The sequence below is a fragment of the Azospirillum sp. P4_B5 genome (genome assembly GCF_056402275.1).
Genome location: NZ_JBFUHT010000010.1, coordinates 125,531 through 142,583 on the forward strand (window position 1 = coordinate 125,531; position 17,053 = coordinate 142,583).

Genomic DNA, 17,053 nt, shown 5'->3' on the forward strand with positions numbered 1-17,053 from the left:
ATACCATGGCCGAAGGCGGCCCGAGAGTCGAGCGCGCCCGACGCCGGAAGACGGGCGGTGGCGGGCCGGACTTTCAGTCGCCGGTTTGGCGGTTCGGGGCGGCGACCGGCTTGGATTCGGGGGAGCCGCGCTCGCGCAGATAGATGCCGAGCACGACCAGAACCCCCATGGACAGGAACTCGCTCTGCCAGTTCTGGAAGCTCTCGTACCAGAATTCCGGATCGCCGAGGGTTTCGCCCATGGTCCGGATGGGCTGGTGATGCCACGCCGCCTCTTCGTTCGAGCGTCGCGTGCTGCCCGCCAGATGCAGGGCGAAGGACATCACGAACAGGCTGACCAGCGCGATGCTGAGCGAGTGGGAGTAGAGCCGCAGCAGCAGGCCGCCCCGGTGCACCGGCCAGGGCGCGTCGGGGTCGCCGCGCCGCCGCTCGGGCGCCTCGTCCTCCGGGTTGGCCTCTTCCGGCTTCTTGGATTCCGAGGAGCCTTTCTGGACCAGGATGGCGGTCAGGAGCACATAGACCGACATCTGGAGGAATTCGCTCTCCCAGTTCTCGAAGGTCGCCGACAGGAAATGGCCGGTGGTCAGATAGTCGAGGAAGCCGACGGGCGCCTGGGCGTGGAGGCGAAGCTCCTCCGCCAGGGCGCGCCATCCCGCCAGCACCTGCCCGACGATGGAGACGAGGAACAGCCCGAACAAGGCGACCGACAGCCCGTTGTCCCGCAGGAAGCGACGCATATGCTGCACCTTGAGTCGGATGCCACGCTCTGGTCCCTCAACGCTTGGCCAAGCAAGAGGTTTCCCCGCCGCCCCCGAAGCCTCGCCAGGAACCTTGAAAGGCGGGATCCTGTTGATTGGAGGCTCCACACAACAACCTTTGGTCCATTTCCCATGAACCACTCTGTCGCCGGAGCCATCGCCGGACTGGCCGGCACCGTCGCCATGACGGCGGCCATGCGCGCGATGTTCCGCGCACTGCCGGAGAAGGACCGTTACCCCTTGCCGCCGCGCCTGATCACCAACCGAGTCGTCGGCCCGACCGGGCTGCTGGACGCACTGGACGAACCGCAGCGCCGCGACCTGACGCTCGCCCTGCATTACGGCTACGGCGCCGCTGCCGGTGCGCTGTATCCGGCGATCGCGCGTCGGATCGGCGGGCCGGCAGTGGCGACGGGAATCGGCTATGGCCTTGCGGTCTGGGGCGCCAGCTATCTGGGGTGGATTCCAGCGATGCGCATCCTGACGCCCGCGACGCGTCATCCACGCGCCCGCAACACCTTGATGCTGACTGCCCATGTGGTCTGGGGAGGGGTGACCGGGGTTACGGCCGCGTATCTGATCGGTGGGGGAAACCAGAGCCGAGCCGGTGCGGAGCCGATGACGGGCGCTCGCGGCCATGCCCCCGCGGTCCGGGAGCTTGCGTAGCGCTTCCGCAGCGATACGGGGATATGAATAAAAAAGGCCTAACCGGCATTGCGGCTAAGCCTTTGAAATCGCTGGCGGACCCGAATGGATTCGAACCATCGGCCTCTGCCTTCGGAGGGCAGCGCTCTATCCAGCTGAGCTACGGGTCCATCATCAGCGGAGGCGCACCATAGCGAAAAGCCTAACCGAGTGCAAACACTCCTTTCGACATTTTTTCACACCCCGCCGGGGCCGCCCATCCGCGCTTATTTCGCGGCCAGGAGGCTGCGGTTGCGGTCGGCGCCGCTCGCCAGGGGCTGCTTGGGGTTCTCGATCCAGGCGGCGATGTCGTTGACCACCACCTGACCCTTGAGGTCGCGCAACAGCATGTGCCAGCCATCGGGATAGACCGCCACCACATGCCGCCCGCCGGACTCGAAATCCTCGACCGCGCGGTTGACCGGTGTCTTCGGCAGCACCTCCTCGTGGGCGCCGTAGAGCACCAGGGACGGCACCGACAGATGGCCGCAGGCGGCCAGGGCCGTGCCCATCAGGTTGGTCAGCCCCTCCAGCGCATCGATGCGCGAGCCTTTGATGACCAGCGGGTCGCGGCCCAGGGCACGCAGCATTTCGATGTTGTCGGACGCCTGGATCTTCAGATCCTTCGGCGGGTGCACCACCATCCCCGGGAGCGTGTTGTAGCTGAGCCAGAGCAGCGCCCTTGGGAAGAAGCCCATCGCGTCGCGGCCCCAGACGGCGGGGGCGACCAGGATCGTGCCGTTCACGTCGGGCGGAGTCGCGCTGGTCATCGCCGCCAGCACCACCGCGCCGCCCATGCTCTCGCCCATCAGGTAGACCGGCAGGCCGGGGTGGCGGGCATGGATCTGGGACACCGCCGTCTTCAGGTCGGCCACCAGAGTGTCCGTCCCCGGCCAGATGCCGGTGTTCCGTGTGGCGCCGAACCCGCGCTGGTCGTAGGCGTAGACGGCGATCCCCCGCGCGGCGAGGCTGCGCCCGGCTCCGTCGAAGGCGTTGGAATAGTCGTTGTAGCCGTGCAGAGCCAGCACCACCGCTTGCGGTGCCCCCTCCTCGGGCAGCCAGCGGCGCAGCGGTAGTTCGAAGCCGTCGGCGGCGATCAGTGCACGCTCGGTCAGGGCCGGCTGGGTCACGGGAAGGCCCATCGGCTGATAGGCCGCGGTGCAGCCGGACAGCAGAAGGCCGATCCCGACGATCACGCTCGCAATCCGGCCGGCCGCCCTACGCCGCATCGTGCGCGATCTCCTTGCGGGCGTGGGCGCCGCCGGTCAATTGCAGGAAGATGTCCTCCAGGTCCGATTCCTCGGTGCTGAGATCGACCACCCCAAGTCCGGCCCCGGCCAGGGCGGCGAGGATGCCGTCCACCCGCTGGCGGCTCGGCTGGTAGCGGACGATCAGGCGCCGCGGCTCGGCCAGTTCGGCGGTGAAGGCGGCCAGTTCAGCCGGCACGTCGTCCAGGTCGCGGTCCACCAGCACGGTCAGCGCCTTGGCATCCACCCGGCGGAGCAGGGTGGCGGTCGGCTCGCAGGCCACCACCGTGCCGTGGTTGATGATGGCGATGGAGTCGCACAGCTCCTGCGCCTCTTCCAGATAGTGGGTGGTCAGCAGAACCGTCGAGCCCTCGCGGTTCAGCTTGCGCACATGCTCCCACAGCTGGATGCGCAGTTCCACGTCCACGCCGGCGGTCGGTTCGTCCAGCACCAGGACGGGCGGAGTGTGCACCATCGCCTTCGCCACCATCAGCCGCCGCTTCATGCCGCCCGACAGCGACCGGGCGTAGGCGTCGGCCTTGTCGCGCAAGCCCACGGCCTCCAGCAGTTCCTCGGTCCGGCGCTCGGCCTTGGGCACGCCGTAGAGGCCGGCCTGAAGCTCCAGCATTTCCCGCGGGGTGAAAAAAGGGTCCATGTTCAGTTCCTGGGGGACCACGCCGATCGACGCCCGCGCCTGGCGCGGATGGGCGTCGATGTCGGTTCCCCAGATCGAAACCGTTCCGCCGGTCTTGTTGACCAGCCCGGCCATGATGTTGATGAGCGTGGACTTGCCCGCCCCGTTCGGCCCCAGCAGCCCGAACACCGCCCCGCGCGGAATCGCCAGGTCGATGCCCTTCAGAGCTTGTTTCGGCCCGGCCTTGCCGGAGGCTTGGTAGGTCTTGGTGAGGCCGCGCACCTCCACGGCGTAGGCGGGGACGGCGTGGGCGGGCAGGGCGGCGGCGTTCAGCGGGGCGTGCGCAACCATGGAATCGAAAGGGCCTTTCCGGTCGTGCCCCGAGTCCGAACCCACGGGGGCGATCACTGTCCAATCACTTGATCCGTCCGGCGCGTTGGGTATGATCCGACCCCGCGCGCGTGCCTCATTCGGTGGGCATCTTAACGATGGCGTTAACGCGCGCGTGTGTCAAAGTGGAGGATGTCTGCCATGCAGCCAGTTGAAACGATTGAAGTCGAGACCCTGACCGTCGGATGCGACGGTGGCGGTGGCGCGCTCGGCCACCCGCTGGTCTATCTGACGCTGAGCGCCGAGGGGAAGGTCGAGTGCCCCTACTGCTCGCGCCACTTCGTCCTGAAGGAAGGCGCCAAGACGGGCACGCACGGGCACTGACCCCAGCGGCGTCTCTTACAGGGCTGAAATCCCGCACGCAGCAAGGGCCGGAGCGATCCGGCCCTTTTCGCGTGTCTGAGCCACGGGCCGAGTCTGTGGCCCATCCGCCACCCCTCACGGCGGTAATGCAACGTGCGGGCAGGGCGGGTCATATGCCTCTTTTGTTGCAATTGTGAAAAATATAAAACGAACCGCCTTGACGCGCGTCGCGATCCGCCTTCTACTTTTTTGCGGCGCAAAAGAGGCGTCCATCGCAATTGCCCGCTCAGGTCCTTCGCATGCTTTTTCCTGAGGCCAACGCTCTCGCGCCAGATGAGGCCCGATCCATGAGCCAAGAGACGGAAGAGCAGTACAGAAGTATTTTCGAGAACGCGGTCGAGGGCATCTACCAGACCACGGTGGACGGGCGTTATCTGCGGGTCAACCCGGCGCTGGCGCGGATCTACGGCTACCGCTCGCCGGACGACCTGATCGACAACCTGACGGACATCGCCGGCCAGCTCTACGTCGATCCCGGCAAGCGCGAGGCCTTCGCCCGCCTGATGGCCGAGCGCGACGTGGTGCAGAGCTTCGAGGCGCGGGTCTTCCGCAACGACGGCTCGATCATCTGGATCTCGGAGAACGCGCGTTGCGTGCGCGATCCGCAAGGCCGCATCCGCTATTACGAAGGCACCGTCCAGGACATCACCGAGCGCAAGCAGCATGAGGAGAAGATCCGCCTGCTCGCCACCGTCTTCGACAGCGTGGCCGACGGCATCCTGATCGTGGATCCCGACCTGTCGGTGCAGGCGGTCAGCCCGGCCTACGAGGTGATGACCGACTTCCAGCGCGAGGAGCTTATCCACCGCCCGCTGGTGATCTTCGCCCCCGGCTCGCACGAGCGCGCCTTCATCGAGGACATCTGGCGCACCGCCCGCACGGACGGGCGCTGGCAGGGCGAGGTGACCAGCTTCCGCCACTCCGGCGACGCCTTCGCGGCCTCGCTGTCGGTCACGGCAGTGCGCGCGCCGGGCGGGGCGCTAGAGCATTACGTGCTGACGCTCGCCGACATCAGCCAGCGCAAGGACCAGGAACACCAGATCCGCTATCAGGCCAGCTTCGACCGGCTGACCGACCTGCCGAACCGATGGCTGGTCAACGAACGGCTGGAGGAGGCCATCGTGCGCGCCCAGCGCATGCGCACCAAGGTCGCCGTCGCCTTCCTCGACCTGAACCGCTTCAAGCAGGTCAACGACACGCTGGGCCACCACGCCGGCGACGACCTGCTGAAGCTGGTGGCCAAGCGGTTGCGCAACTGCACCCGCGTGTCCGACACGGTGGGCCGGCTGGGCGGCGACGAGTTCCTGATCGTGGCGCCCGACGCGGTGGACCGCGCCGCCGGCGCCCGGCTGGTCGAGAAGGTTCTCTATTCGATGGGCGAGCCCTTCGCCGTCCACAACCAGGAACTCTTCTGCGGCGCCTCGATCGGCGTCGCCTTTTTCCCCGACGACGGCGAGACGGCGGACCAGCTCCTGCGCAACGCCGACCTCGCCATGTACCACGCCAAGCGCAACCCGGAATGCAAGTTCGTCTTCTATGAGGCGGGCATGCGGGAACGCACCGGCTTCACGCTGGGGCTGGAAAGCGACCTGCGCCGCGCCGCCGCCACCGGCGAGGAGTTCGCGCTGCATTTCCAGCCCAAGGTGGACATGCCGCAGCGCGGCTCCCACCGGGTGATCGGGGCGGAGGCGCTGATCCGCTGGCACCACCCGGTCCGTGGCCTCGTCAGCCCGGCGGAGTTCATCCCGCTGGCCGAGGAAACCGGCCTGATCTGGGAAATCGGCGCCTGGACCCTGAGGGAGGCCTGCGCCCGGCTGGCTGGCTGGCTGGCCGCGGGCCTGGACATCGCGTCGGTGTCGGTCAACCTGTCGCCGCGCCAGTTCCAGGACGCGCGCCTGGTGAATTTCGTCCGCGACGTGGTGGAGCGCAGCGGCGTGCCGCCGGAGCGGCTGGAACTGGAGCTGACCGAGGGCGCCATGATCGGCGACATCGAGAAGGCGGTGACCATCCTGCACGGGCTGAAGGGGATCGGCATCCGCCTGTCCATCGACGATTTCGGGACCGGCTACTCCTCGCTGGCCTATCTGAAGCGGTTCCCGATCAACACGCTGAAGATCGACCGCAGCTTCGTCCGCGACATCGTGCAGTCGGCCACCGACCCGGCCATCGTCAACACCATCGTGAATCTGGCCGACAGCCTGGGCTTCGACACAATCGCCGAGGGGGTGGAGACGGAGGAGCAGGCCGACATGCTGCGTCGCCAGCGCTGCACGCGCATCCAGGGCTTCCTGATCAGCCGCCCGCTGGACGTGGACGCCTTCGAGCGTTTCTTGGTGGAGAACGTCGGGTAGGGCGGCTTTTCGAGCAGGGCGGGAAGCCCTAAAGCGGATTTCAATCCGCTTTGCACCGCGACTGCGGTCCCGGCCGCAAGTGCGGCCGAAGCCCGGCCGGCAGATGAGGCCGTATGAATCCAAAGCGAAAGCAAACCGTTGCCGAGCCTGCTGGTGTCGGCACGCTCATCGCTATGCCGATCTCTTGCGGCAAAGAGGAATCTGTACCGGTTGCGCTGACGAGGGTTTCCTGCCCAAGGCACTGAGCCGTCCGTATGGGAAAAATCTAAGACACTGCATATTTTCCATAAGACGCCTTATGGAGTTTTTATGCCTCTCCAATCACATGCAATTGCAGCATACATCCAACATCGTCTCACTGCGTTTGCTCTTCGTCATGCGGGGGTCGGCCCGCCCCTTCCTGCGAACCAGGGAAAGACGAATCCGCGCCTACGACGACCCGGCGGGCGGCCGGTTCCGCCCGGTCGGCGCGGGCCATGGCGTCCACAAAATGGCCCATGGCCAGTTTCATGTCGTTGAAGACCGTTCCCTGCGACACGCCGAGAAGGACGGCGATTTGAGGATAGGACATGCCTTCGACCCGGTTCAGAAGCCACACCTGACGAGCCCGCGCCGGCAATCGGTCCAGCGCGTCCATGAAGCACGACAGCCGTTCACGGTGCAGCAGGCGCTCCTCCGCCGAAGGGATTTCCGCGGCGATGCGCAGTGCCTCGACGGTGTCCGCCGGACCGGCCTCGAACCGTTCCTGGGTCCGGCAGCGCCGGAGATGGTCCAGCGCGAGATTGTGGACCGTCCGGTGGAGGAAGGCTCCGATGTTGTCGATGGGTCCCTTCTCCACGGCCTTGCAGGCCCGCAGGTAGCTTTCCTGCAGCAGATCCTCGGCGACCTGAAGATCGCGCACGATCCTCATCGCGCATCCGAACAGCGAGCGGCGGTGATCGAGATAGATCGCAATCAGGCTTGCGGACATGATAGCCCTGTCGGTCACGGCAGCGGTGAGGCATCGCCGCGGTCGGTGCGACATCGGCGGCCTTGCATTGTTGAAATTGATAATGATTCTCAATTTGAAATGTCAAGCCAGTTGGACGAAGGCGCGAGCGATCACATCTGTGGGCTGAGATTTTTGGATCCGAGATGCGCGGATTGTGATCCCTTGAGCGCTGAAACGTCTCAACTGTACGTGTGTCCGGTCACAGGAAGAGTGGAAGACCAGCGTGGAGAAGGACGAGGCGGACGGTCGACAGGATGCCAGGGCCTATCGGCATGCGGACCCGATCATGGACGAGGCGCTCACCTGGTTCGTGACGCTTCTCGACGCGCCCGCCGATCCGGACACCGACGCCGCCTATCAGGCATGGCGGAACCGCGACCCGCGCCATGCCGCGGCGTTTGACCGTCTGTCGACGCTTGGGACCATGCCCGAATTGCAGGCGGCGACGCACGCTCAACAGCTGCAAACGACGATGTCTCCAGCCGGCTCCTCCAGTCGGTCGGCCGTCGCCCGTTCCGCGACGATGCGGCGGTCATGGTGGGGCGGATGGCGAACCTCGCTGGCCGCCGCCGCGCTGCTGCTGGCCATCGGCGTTCATCTCCAACCGACGCTGACGCTCCGTCTGACCGCCGACCAGCGCACCGCCACCGGAGAGCGGCGGGAGATCACCCTGCCCGACCGGTCGCGGCTGATCCTGGACACCGATTCGGCGGTCGCGCTCGATTTCGCGGACGGACGGCGTCATGTCCGGCTGCTGCGCGGGCAGGCTTATTTCGACGTGGTCAGCGACACCGCCCGCCCCTTCCGCGTCACCGCCGGCTTCGGCGAGGTGGAGGTGACCGGCACCGCCTTCACCGTGCAATCGGTCGGCGGGCAGGACACCGTCTTCCTGGAGCGCGGACGGGTGTCGGTCAGCCGGCGGGAGCCGCCGGGCCAGACGGTGGCCCTCGTTCCGGGCGACGGGGTAACGGCGACTGCGGACGGTCTCTCGGCACCCGCCCGCCCCGATCCGGCGGTCGCACTGGCCTGGAAGGACGGGCGTTACGTGTTCCACGACCAGCCTTTTGCCGCGGTCGTCGACACCATCCGGCGCTACCACCCCGCACCGGTCATTCTGATCGGCGACCGGCTGGCTGGCACGCGGGTCAGCGGAAACTACCGGTTGGACGACCCTGCCGGTGCGATCCGCTCGCTGGCCGATGTGGTGGGCGCCCGCGTGACCGAGCTTCCCGCCGGGATCATCCTGCTTCGATAAGCCCGGCTTCGATCGGCTTTGTCCTTTTTGCAGGTCTTTTTTTGTGAGACGCCACACCCCCGTGCGTCTGCCGAAAAGAGGGGGCACAGTCCGTACACCGGTCATCACGCCCCCGCCACCAGCGCAGACGGGAGTTGTGAGGAATGGAAGGCCGGACGGTTTCGACAGGCAAGTTCTTGGTATGCGCGCGGGGAACCGCCGCCCGGCATCTGGTCATGGCCCTGATGGCGACCACCGCGCTCGGCGGTCTCCTGGCCCTCCCCTCCCCGTCCCTGGCCCAGCAGCCCGCACCGGCCGCGGGCGCCGCGCAGACGATGGCCTTCGCGCTGCCGGCGCAGCCCCTGCCCGCGGCGCTCGACGCCTTCGCGCGCCAGACCGGCTGGCAGATCGGCTATTCCGCCGATCTGTCCACCGGGCGCAACTCCCGCCCGGTGTCGGGCAGCATGTCGCCCGCCCAGGCGCTCGACACGCTGCTCTCCGGGACGGGCGTCGGCTACCGCATGACCGGATCCGGCTCCGCGACGCTGGTTCCGGCCCCGACCGGCGACGTCACGATGCTGGCGCCGGTGTCGGTCACCGCCTCGACCGGCGCCGGCAGCGGAAGCGGCAGCATCACGATCACCAGGGAGGATCTGGAGCGCAAGAATCCCAGAGACCTCCGCGACGTCTTCTCCGGTGAGCCGACGATCCGCGTGGGCAGTTCCGTGCCGATGTCGCAGAAGGTCTATGTGAACGGCGTCGAGGAAACCAATCTGGCCGTCACCATCGACGGCAGCCGCCAGAACAACAAGGTCTTCCACCACAACGGCACCACGCTGATCGACCCGGCGCTGCTGAAGGTGGCGCGGGTGGACGCCGGCGTCGCCCCCGCCGACGCCGGGCCGGGCGCGCTCGCCGGTTCCATCGCCTACGAGACGAAGGACGCCAGCGACTTCCTGGCGAGCGACGGCGTCGGCGCCTTCGGCAAGACCACCTTCAACACCAACGGCTCCGGCCTGACCACCAACCTCGCCGGCTTCGGACGCCACCAGGGGCTGGAGGCACTGGGCACCGTGACCTACGGCAAGGGCGGCAAATACACCGCGGGCAACGGACGCAAGGTGGACGGCACCGAGACGGACCTGGTCAGCGGCCTCGGCAAGGCGGCGGTGCAGACGGAGAGCGGCCACCGCTTCCAGGCCAGCTACGAGCGGGTCTACGACGACGCGCCGCGGCCCTTCCGCGCGAACATCGGGTCGCTGGCCGGGCGCCCGGCCTGGGAGCCGCGCGTGCGCGACTATTCGCTCGACCGCCAGAACATGGTCTTCACCTACACCGACGCCCTGCCGACGGAGCTGTGGAACCCCAAGCTGGTGTTGGCCTATGGCCGCACCGACGTGGAGACGCCGATCTTCACCCGCCCCGTCGGCAGCAGCACCGTGCCGGGGAGCTATCCGGGCAAGGGGGCGACCAGCTCCTTCAACGGCAAGTTGGAAAACAGCTTCGGCTTCCGGATCGGCACCGTCACGACGGGCACCGACTTCTACGTGGACCGCGCCAACTACCGGGACCGGACGATGTCCGCGACCGAGAGGGCGCGCAACAACGGCCTGTACGGTCAGGCCCGGCTGGAGCCCATGGAGCGGCTGCGCCTGTCCTTCGGCCTGCGCGGCGACCGTCAGACCTTCGAAGGGACGACCGGACGGGAATGGACCAACCACGGCCTCAGCCACAACATCTCGGGCGAGTTCGACCTGCTTCCCCGCTACCTGACCGCCAAGGCCGGGGTGTCCCGCGGCTGGGGCGGCATCCAACTGGCCGAGAACTACATCATGAACCCGGCCTGGAACTACGGCGCCGGTCCGCGCCCGGTGACGGCCTACAACAGCACGGCCGGTCTGGAGGCCCGCTACGAAGGCTTCACCGCGGAAGGCCGGATCTTCCGCACCAAGCTGGACGACGCCCGCGCCGCGCGCTTCGCCGCCACGAGCGCCAACCTCGCTCGCGACGTGCGGTCGGAAGGCTATGAGCTGGGTCTCGGCTACGCCTGGACGAACGGCTTCATCCGCGCCAAATACGCCGACATCGACGTGACGATCGACGGGCTGCCCGCGGATTCCGACACCGGCACCTACCTCGCCACGCCGATCGGGCAGGTCTTCACCGTCGGCGGCGCCCACACCGTGCAATCCTGGAACCTGACCCTGGGCGCCGAGGTGGAGTTCGTGCTCGACTACGACAAGGTCCAGGCCGGGCAGCAACCACTGAAGGGCTATCAGACGGCCAATCTGTTCGTGGAGCACCGGCTGCCTGAGCACGCCAACCTGGCGTTGCGCCTCGACGTCCGCAACCTCTTCGACGAGACCTACGCCGACCGCGCCACCTACGGGCAGGAGTTCGGCACCGTCACCCCGCTCTATCAGCCGGGCCGGGCCTTCCTGCTGAGCGCCTCGGCACAGTTCTGATTCCGCGCCGCGGCTGCGGCAAGGTCATGGCCCACGCGTGCCATGACCGGCCCCCAGTCGCCGGGCGACTCCTGCCGGTAGAGGCGCATGGTCGGGTACCAGGGGCTGTCGTCGCGCCCGCGGAACCAGCGCCAGCAGGCGTCGGAGCGCGACAGCATCCACACCGGGCGCCCGATCGCCGCCGCGAGGTGGGCGACCGACGTGTCCACGGTGATGACGAGGTCGAGATGCGCCGCGATGGCCGCGGTGTCGGCGAAGTCGGTCACGCCCGCCATGGGGTCGGCGAGCCGGCCCGCTGCGACGGCCGTCCGCGCCCGCTCCGCCGCGTCCCCGACCTGGAGGCTGACCGCCGCGATCCCCGGCACCGACAGCAGCGGCTCCATCAGCGCGAAGGGCACGCTGCGGCGGCGGTCCATCGCGTGGGAGGTGGGGTCGTGGCGCCGCGGGTTGCCCGACCAGACGAATCCCACGCGCAACGGGCGCTTTCCGGCGAATTCTCCGGTCCGGTTCCAGCCGAGCCGCTCCGCCCAGCCCGCCACCAGATCGGGAGGCGGCGTGATGTAGGGGGTGCCGGAGGGTATCCCGTCGATGCGCGTGCGGAAGGCGAAGGGCAGGCTCATCAGCGGGCAGCACAGGTCGAAATCCGGCAGTCCCGCCGCGTCGTCGTAGGTGGCTAGACGGTCGATGCCCCGCACCGAGGCCAGAAGGCGGTGCAACTCCGGTTGGACGATCAGCAGCACCCGCGCGCCGCGGTCGGCCAGCAGTGGCGCGTAGCGGACGAATTGCAGGGTGTCGCCCAGGCCCTGCTCGTAATAGAGGAGGATGATTTTGCCGGCGATGTCCTCGCCCCGCCACACCGGCTTGCCGGACACCGCCGCGGATTGGCCGGTGTAGTCCCAGCGCCGTTCGTAAAGCGCCAGCCCCCTTTCGAAATCGCCGAGCGCCAGCTTCAGCACCGCCAGCTCGCAGACCGGGTGCGGATGGTCCGGGCGCAGGGATTTGGCGGTTTCCAGCGCCGTTTCCGCCTCGTCGAACCGGCCCGCGTCGCGCAACGCGATGCCCAGGTTCAGGAGCGTCTCGAAATGCGCCGGGTCGAGGGCGGCGGCGCGCCCCAGCCAGGGCACGGCCGCGCCGATCCGGCCATCGGCGGCCAGGGCGGAGCCGAGATTGCCCGGAACGCCGCGCGCCGCCGGTTCCAGCGCCAGGGCGCGGGCGAAATGACGGATGGCCTCATCATACCGACCGGCGGCCTTCAACGCCGCGCCCAGATTCCCGAGGAAGTCGGTGTTCAGCCCGTCCCGCGCCACCGCGGCGCCGATCAGCGCGACGGCTTCGGCATGCCGGCCCCGCTGCCCGGCGACGATGCCCAGCAGGTGCGAGGCGTGGGCCTGCTCCGGATCGGCGTCCAGGATGCGCTGGTAGATGATCGCCGCCTCGTCCAGCCGCCCGGCCTGATGGTGGTCGATGGCGACCGCGTAGGCTTCCTCGATCGTCGCCATGCCCCCACACCCCGCGCCGAAACCGTCAAACGGGAAATCGTCGAACGGACCCGTCTTGCAGTAAACCGGAACCGGCGCGGCGCGCAAGCGTCCGCCTGCGTCACGCGCCCTCCTTCTCCGGCGTGGCGGGAGGCAGGCGGATGACGAAGCGCGCCCCGTCCGCCCCCGCCTCTCCCTCCTCCAAGCTGATGGTGCCGCCGAGCTGGCTGACCGCGTTGTGGACGATGTGCAGGCCGAGCCCGGCGTGTCCACGGTCGCGGCGCGTGGTGAAGAAGGGGTCGAAGATCCGCGCCCGAAGCTCCACCGGGATGCCTCGCCCGTCGTCGGCGACGACCAGTTCCACGACATCCGCCGCGGCCTTGCAAGCACGGACCGTCACGGTGCCGCACCGCCCATTCCCATCCGCCGCCTCCCCGCCCGAGAAGCCGTGGTTGACCGCGTTCAGCAACAGGTGCGAGACGATTTGCGCGATTGCCTGCGGGTAGCCGTCCATCATCAGTCCCGGCGGGCAGTCCACGACGACCCGGTGTTCCGCCGGTTCCCAGAAGGCTCCCAGCGCCTCCACCGCCTGCATCAGGCAAAGGCGAAGGTCGAAGCGCCGGCGCTTCTCGTCCGCCGGGTCCACCGCCAGCTCCTTGAAGCGCTGCACCAGTTCCGCCGCGCGGACGGTGTTGTTGACCAGCAGCTCGGACACGTCGCCCATGTCGGTCAGAAAACGCTCCAGCTCGCGGCGGCGCAACTGGCCGGAATCGAGAAGGCGCTTCATCTTCGGCACCTTCTCGCGAATCAGGGTGGAGGTGGTGAGCGTGATGCCGAGCGGCGTGTTGATCTCGTGCGCCACGCCGGCCACCACCTGCCCCAGCGCGGCCAGCTTCTCCGCCTGCACCAGATGGGCCTGGGTCCGCCGCAACTCCGCCAGGGTGGAGTCCGCCTGCTCCTTGGCACGGCGCAACTCGTCCTCGCGGCGGTTGATCTCGGCGGCGAAGTGATGGACGGCGCGGGCCATGTCACCCAACTCGTCCCTCCGCTCCAGGTCGGTCACCCGCCCGTCGCGCGGGTTGCGGGCCAGCCGCTGGGTGGCGCACTGAAGACGGCGCAGGGGCCGGGTGATCCCGCCGGCCACCAGGAGCGCCGCCCCGACGGCGAACAACAGGCCGACGGTCGCCCCGATGAGCAGGGTGGAGCGCAGCAGGTCGGCGCTGCGCACCGCGCTGTCCTGGAACAGGTCGTTCAGACGGCGGGCGGTGTTCATCACCGCGGCGGCATCCATGTCCATCGCGGCGATGGCGCCGTTCTGGCGGGCCAGCCCGTCGGTGGCGCGCTCCAGCCCGTCGCGCCAGGCGGTGATGGCGGCCAGCATCTCGTCCTGGATCAGCGGGGAGATGGGCAGCCCGGCCACCCGGTCGCGCAGCCGCCCGCTCTCGGCGGCAACGTCGCGCAGGCCCCGCGTGTCGCGCCGCTCCAGCGCCCTCAGGGTCCGTCCGCTGAGCGTCAGGGCGGTCATGGCGAGCGTCTGGGTCTCCTGCTCGATGGCGTGGGCCGACACGGTGTGGCGCAGAAGCTCCGCCACCTCGGCCTGAACGGCGCTGTAGCCGGTGTCCGCGGCTTTCAGCACCCGCTCGACGAGCGCGTCATAGCGCGGCGCCAACTCCGAAAGCGTCCTTCGGTCCAGCCGTTCGGCCCGCAAACGCGTCAGCTCGGCCACCGCCGTCCCATCAGCGCCGGCGGCGGCGAGCGACGCGGCAAGGCTGTCGGCGGTTCGCTCCACCTGGTCCAGCCACCGGGCCAAGCCTCTGGACCTCGGCGGTGAATCGGCTGGCGAGCCGGACAATTCGGCGACGGCCGCCTCGTCCTTGGCGGCCAGACGGGTGTTCAGCATCGCTTCCCGCAACGCGTGCAGACCGTACACCAGGTCGCGGCTGTCGCGCATCTGCCGGTCGACCTCGGCCAGGGAGGCGACGAGTGTGGTGTTGGCGGCGTGCTGCCGCTGGCGTGCCTGTTCGGCCAGGGCGAGCAGGCGCGCCTCCTGCTCCGCCATGCCGCGGGCGCGGGCGTCGCTGAAGGCGATCGCGTCGACCAGTTCCTCCAGCCGGGCGGCGTGACGGTCTGACGCATGGCGGGCGGTCTCCACGGCGTCGGCCTGGATGCCCTGGTCCGCCAGCCCGCCCAGCGCGTCCAGCGCCGCCCGTGCGCCGTGGGTGGCGCGGCGGAAGGTGACTTCATGGGGAAGGCGGCCTTCGGGGGCGGAGTGGATGAAGTCGTTGCGGGCCGCGGTGGCGGCGATCATCTCGCGGTAGACGGTGCCGGCCAGGACCGCGGCCTCGCGCGACCGACCGGCGCGTTCGAGCAATATCCAGGCGGACACCGCGATCAGCGCCGCGATGACCACCGGGATTCCCCCCACCGTCGCTATGCGATACGAGATCCTCATCACGCTCCGCCGGCTGCCGTTCCTCCGAGGGGCTGCGGAACAGGCCGGCGGCGGAACATCGCAAAGCTAGCGATAGCACTCTGGAGTTGTCGAGTTCTTTCAATTTTGGCGAAAATTAAAACTAATTTGCGGTAGAACCGACAATCAGCGGGTGTGGCGGTTTCAGGTCATCAGCGCGCCGCCCCGCTGGGCGCGGGGCTGGTCGAGGTTGACGCCGCCGTGTCGAGCGTTGGCCCTGCGGCCGGGTCCGCCTCCACGCGGCGCTTCAGGATCATCAGGGCCAGCGTGGTGACGATGGTCCCGGCGACGATGGCCAGGATGTAGGGGCCGAGCGGAGCCACCGCGTTGGGGATCGCCAACACGAAGACGCCGCCGTGCGGCGCCCGCAGGCCGCAGCCGAACCACATCGACAGGGCGCCGGCCACCGCCGAGCCGGCCATGGCCGCGGGGATGACGCGCAGCGGGTCCTTGGCGGCGAAGGGAATCGCTCCTTCCGTGATGAAGGCGAGGCCGAGCACGCCCGCGGCCTTGCCGGCTTCGCGCTCCTGCAGCGTGAAGCGGCTGGGCACGACCATGGTGGCGAGCGCCAGCCCGAGCGGCGGCGTCATGCCCGCCGCCATCACCGCGGCCATCGGCGTGTAGGTGCTGGAGGCCAGAAGCCCCACCGCGAAGGTGTAGGCCGCCTTGTTGACCGGCCCTCCCATGTCCAGCGCCATCATGGCACCGAGCAGCGCGCCGAGCGCCACCGCGTTGGCGCCGGTCATGCCCTGGAGGAAGGCCGTCAGCCCGTTCATGATCGCGGCGACCGGTGTGCCGACGACGTAGATCATCAGCAAGCCGACCGCCAGCGTGCCCAAGAGCGGGATGATCAGCACCGGCTTCAGCCCTTCCAGATTCTGGGGCAGCCGGATGGTGTCGCGCAGCCAGCGGGCGATGTAGCCGGCCAGGAACCCCGCCACGATGCCGCCGAGGAAGCCGGCGCCGATCTTCGCGGCCAGCATTCCGCCGATGAAACCAGGGGCGAGGCCGGGCCGGTCGGCGATGGAGTAGGCGATGTAGCCCGCCAGCACCGGCACCATCAGCCCAAAAGCCGCCTCCCCGCCGATCTGCATCAGCGCCGCCGGCAGGGTTCCCGGCTCCTTGAAGGCCTCGATGCCGAAGACGAAGGACAAGGCGATGATCAGTCCGCCGGCCACCACGAGGGGCAGCATGAAGGACACGCCGGTCAGCAGATGCTTGTAGAGTCCAGACTGCGCCTCCTTCTGCCGCGCCTTGGCGCCCGACACCGCGTCGGCGTAGGCGGGAGCGGCGGCGTTCCCCGTGGTGGTCGGGACCGGCAGGGCGAGCGCCTCGTCGATCACGCGGGCGGGCTGTTTCAGCGCCTCCCCCACCGAGGTCTTCAGCAGGCGCTTGCCGGCGAAGCGGTCGGTGGCGACGTGGGTGTCGGCGCCGATGATCACGGCTTCTGCCTCGGCGATCTCCTCCTCCGTCAGCGCGTTCTTCGCGCCGACCGAGCCCTGGGTCTCGACCTTGATGCGGTAGCCCTTGGCCTGGGCGGCCTGCTTCAGCGCCTCCGCCGCCATGAAGGTGTGGGCGATCCCCGTCGGGCAGGCGGTGATGGCGACCAGAAGGCCGGGGCTGCGCACCACCGTAGGGGTCGGTTTGGGAGGAACCGGGATCGGAGCGGGCGATGTGTCGGGGACATGCCCCAAGGCGTTGCCGATCACCGACTTGGTGTCGCGGATGGCGGCAGCGGTGGAGGTGCGCAGGATCGGCTTGCCGGCGAAGCGGGAATCGTCCACCGCGATGTCGGTGGCCAGGATCACCGCGTCGGCCGCCGCGATATCGGCGGCGGACAGTGGCGTCTGCACGCCGTTCGACCCCTGGGTCTCCACCGCGATGCCATGCCCCATCAGCGCGGCGGTGCGGCGCAGCGCCTCGGCCGCCATGACGGTGTGGGCGATCCCCGTCGGGCAGGCGGTCACAGCCACGAGCTTTGCCATCGCG

Annotated in this window: 12 protein-coding genes and 1 tRNA gene; 5 read left to right on the plus strand and 8 right to left on the minus strand. The window is 68.7% G+C overall.

Annotation, left to right across the window (positions count from 1 at the left end):
* Positions 1-73: 73 nt before the first annotated feature.
* On the minus strand, positions 74-736 hold the full coding sequence (locus tag AC1DVI_RS10635) for a DUF6766 family protein (RefSeq protein WP_476957937.1): 663 nt from the start codon (positions 734-736) through the stop codon (positions 74-76).
* Between the two features lie 153 nt (positions 737-889).
* On the opposite strand from AC1DVI_RS10635, the gene AC1DVI_RS10640 reads away from it, so the two are divergent.
* A complete protein-coding gene (locus AC1DVI_RS10640; protein WP_476957938.1) occupies positions 890-1,423 on the plus strand; it encodes a hypothetical protein in 534 nt (177 codons plus the stop codon).
* 72 nt (positions 1,424-1,495) lie between these two features.
* On the opposite strand, the gene AC1DVI_RS10645 is transcribed toward AC1DVI_RS10640, so the two are convergent.
* The 3 genes from AC1DVI_RS10645 to AC1DVI_RS10655 all read right to left on the minus strand — a co-directional run bounded on the left by AC1DVI_RS10645 (position 1,496) and on the right by AC1DVI_RS10655 (position 3,673).
* Positions 1,496-1,572 (minus strand) — tRNA-Arg (locus tag AC1DVI_RS10645).
* A gap of 96 nt (positions 1,573-1,668) precedes the next feature.
* A complete protein-coding gene (locus AC1DVI_RS10650) occupies positions 1,669-2,670 on the minus strand; it encodes a lysophospholipase (RefSeq protein WP_476957939.1) in 1,002 nt (333 codons plus the stop codon).
* Positions 2,660-3,673 carry an ABC transporter ATP-binding protein gene (locus tag AC1DVI_RS10655; RefSeq protein WP_476957940.1) on the minus strand — a complete coding sequence of 338 codons (1,014 nt, stop codon included), beginning with the start codon at positions 3,671-3,673 and terminating at the stop codon, positions 2,660-2,662. The genes AC1DVI_RS10650 and AC1DVI_RS10655 overlap by 11 nt, the downstream gene beginning before the upstream one ends.
* A gap of 171 nt (positions 3,674-3,844) precedes the next feature.
* Here AC1DVI_RS10655 and AC1DVI_RS10660 point away from each other — a divergent pair, with 171 nt between their 5' ends.
* Together AC1DVI_RS10660 and AC1DVI_RS10665 are read left to right on the plus strand one after the other, a co-directional pair.
* Entirely contained in the window at positions 3,845-4,036 is a 192-nt protein-coding gene (locus AC1DVI_RS10660; RefSeq protein ID WP_081863448.1) for a zinc-finger domain-containing protein, read from the plus strand.
* A 326-nt stretch (positions 4,037-4,362) separates the two neighbouring features.
* The gene (locus AC1DVI_RS10665) at positions 4,363-6,426 is read left to right on the plus strand and encodes a putative bifunctional diguanylate cyclase/phosphodiesterase (protein WP_476957941.1); all 2,064 of its coding nucleotides are present in this window, start codon (positions 4,363-4,365) and stop codon (positions 6,424-6,426) included.
* A 355-nt stretch (positions 6,427-6,781) separates the two neighbouring features.
* On the opposite strand, the gene AC1DVI_RS10670 is transcribed toward AC1DVI_RS10665, so the two are convergent.
* Positions 6,782-7,396: an RNA polymerase sigma factor gene (locus tag AC1DVI_RS10670; RefSeq protein ID WP_476957942.1), complete on the minus strand. Its 615-nt coding sequence runs from the start codon at positions 7,394-7,396 to the stop codon at positions 6,782-6,784.
* 307 nt (positions 7,397-7,703) lie between these two features.
* Here AC1DVI_RS10670 and AC1DVI_RS10675 point away from each other — a divergent pair, with 307 nt between their 5' ends.
* Both AC1DVI_RS10675 and AC1DVI_RS10680 read left to right on the plus strand, forming a co-directional pair.
* On the plus strand, positions 7,704-8,672 hold the full coding sequence (locus AC1DVI_RS10675) for a FecR family protein (RefSeq protein ID WP_476957943.1): 969 nt from the start codon (positions 7,704-7,706) through the stop codon (positions 8,670-8,672).
* 143 nt (positions 8,673-8,815) lie between these two features.
* A complete protein-coding gene (locus tag AC1DVI_RS10680) occupies positions 8,816-11,116 on the plus strand; it encodes a TonB-dependent receptor (protein ID WP_476957944.1) in 2,301 nt (766 codons plus the stop codon).
* Here the strand turns inward: AC1DVI_RS10680 and AC1DVI_RS10685 are convergent.
* From AC1DVI_RS10685 to AC1DVI_RS10695, 3 genes are all read right to left on the minus strand, one after another.
* Complete coding sequence (locus AC1DVI_RS10685) at positions 11,071-12,615, minus strand: tetratricopeptide repeat protein (protein WP_476957945.1); 1,545 nt, start codon at positions 12,613-12,615, stop codon at positions 11,071-11,073. The genes AC1DVI_RS10680 and AC1DVI_RS10685 overlap by 46 nt on opposite strands.
* 100 nt (positions 12,616-12,715) lie before the next feature.
* Positions 12,716-15,046 (minus strand): ATP-binding protein, encoded by a 2,331-nt coding sequence (locus tag AC1DVI_RS10690; RefSeq protein WP_476957946.1) that lies wholly within the window; start codon positions 15,044-15,046, stop codon positions 12,716-12,718.
* 170 nt (positions 15,047-15,216) lie between these two features.
* Positions 15,217-17,049, minus strand: a complete 1,833-nt coding sequence (locus AC1DVI_RS10695; protein ID WP_476957947.1) for a PTS fructose-like transporter subunit IIB — start codon at positions 17,047-17,049, stop codon at positions 15,217-15,219.
* Between the last annotated feature and the right edge of the window lie 4 nt (positions 17,050-17,053).

Excerpts from the sequence above, each read along its gene's own strand:
- AC1DVI_RS10665 (WP_476957941.1), top strand. The coding sequence starts at position 4,363 with ATGAGCCAAGAGACGGAAGAGCAGTACAGAAGTATTTTCGAGAACGCG.
- AC1DVI_RS10675 (WP_476957943.1), top strand. The coding sequence starts at position 7,704 with ATGGACGAGGCGCTCACCTGGTTCGTGACGCTTCTCGACGCGCCCGCC.
- AC1DVI_RS10685 (WP_476957945.1), bottom strand. The coding sequence starts at position 12,615 with ATGGCGACGATCGAGGAAGCCTACGCGGTCGCCATCGACCACCATCAG.
- AC1DVI_RS10660 (WP_081863448.1), top strand. The coding sequence starts at position 3,845 with ATGTCTGCCATGCAGCCAGTTGAAACGATTGAAGTCGAGACCCTGACC.
- AC1DVI_RS10635 (WP_476957937.1), bottom strand. The coding sequence starts at position 736 with ATGCGTCGCTTCCTGCGGGACAACGGGCTGTCGGTCGCCTTGTTCGGG.
- AC1DVI_RS10695 (WP_476957947.1), bottom strand. The coding sequence starts at position 17,049 with ATGGCAAAGCTCGTGGCTGTGACCGCCTGCCCGACGGGGATCGCCCAC.
- AC1DVI_RS10670 (WP_476957942.1), bottom strand. The coding sequence starts at position 7,396 with ATGTCCGCAAGCCTGATTGCGATCTATCTCGATCACCGCCGCTCGCTG.
- AC1DVI_RS10680 (WP_476957944.1), top strand. The coding sequence starts at position 8,816 with ATGGAAGGCCGGACGGTTTCGACAGGCAAGTTCTTGGTATGCGCGCGG.
- AC1DVI_RS10655 (WP_476957940.1), bottom strand. The coding sequence starts at position 3,673 with ATGGTTGCGCACGCCCCGCTGAACGCCGCCGCCCTGCCCGCCCACGCC.
- AC1DVI_RS10640 (WP_476957938.1), top strand. The coding sequence starts at position 890 with ATGAACCACTCTGTCGCCGGAGCCATCGCCGGACTGGCCGGCACCGTC.
- AC1DVI_RS10690 (WP_476957946.1), bottom strand. The coding sequence starts at position 15,046 with ATGAGGATCTCGTATCGCATAGCGACGGTGGGGGGAATCCCGGTGGTC.
- AC1DVI_RS10650 (WP_476957939.1), bottom strand. The coding sequence starts at position 2,670 with ATGCGGCGTAGGGCGGCCGGCCGGATTGCGAGCGTGATCGTCGGGATC.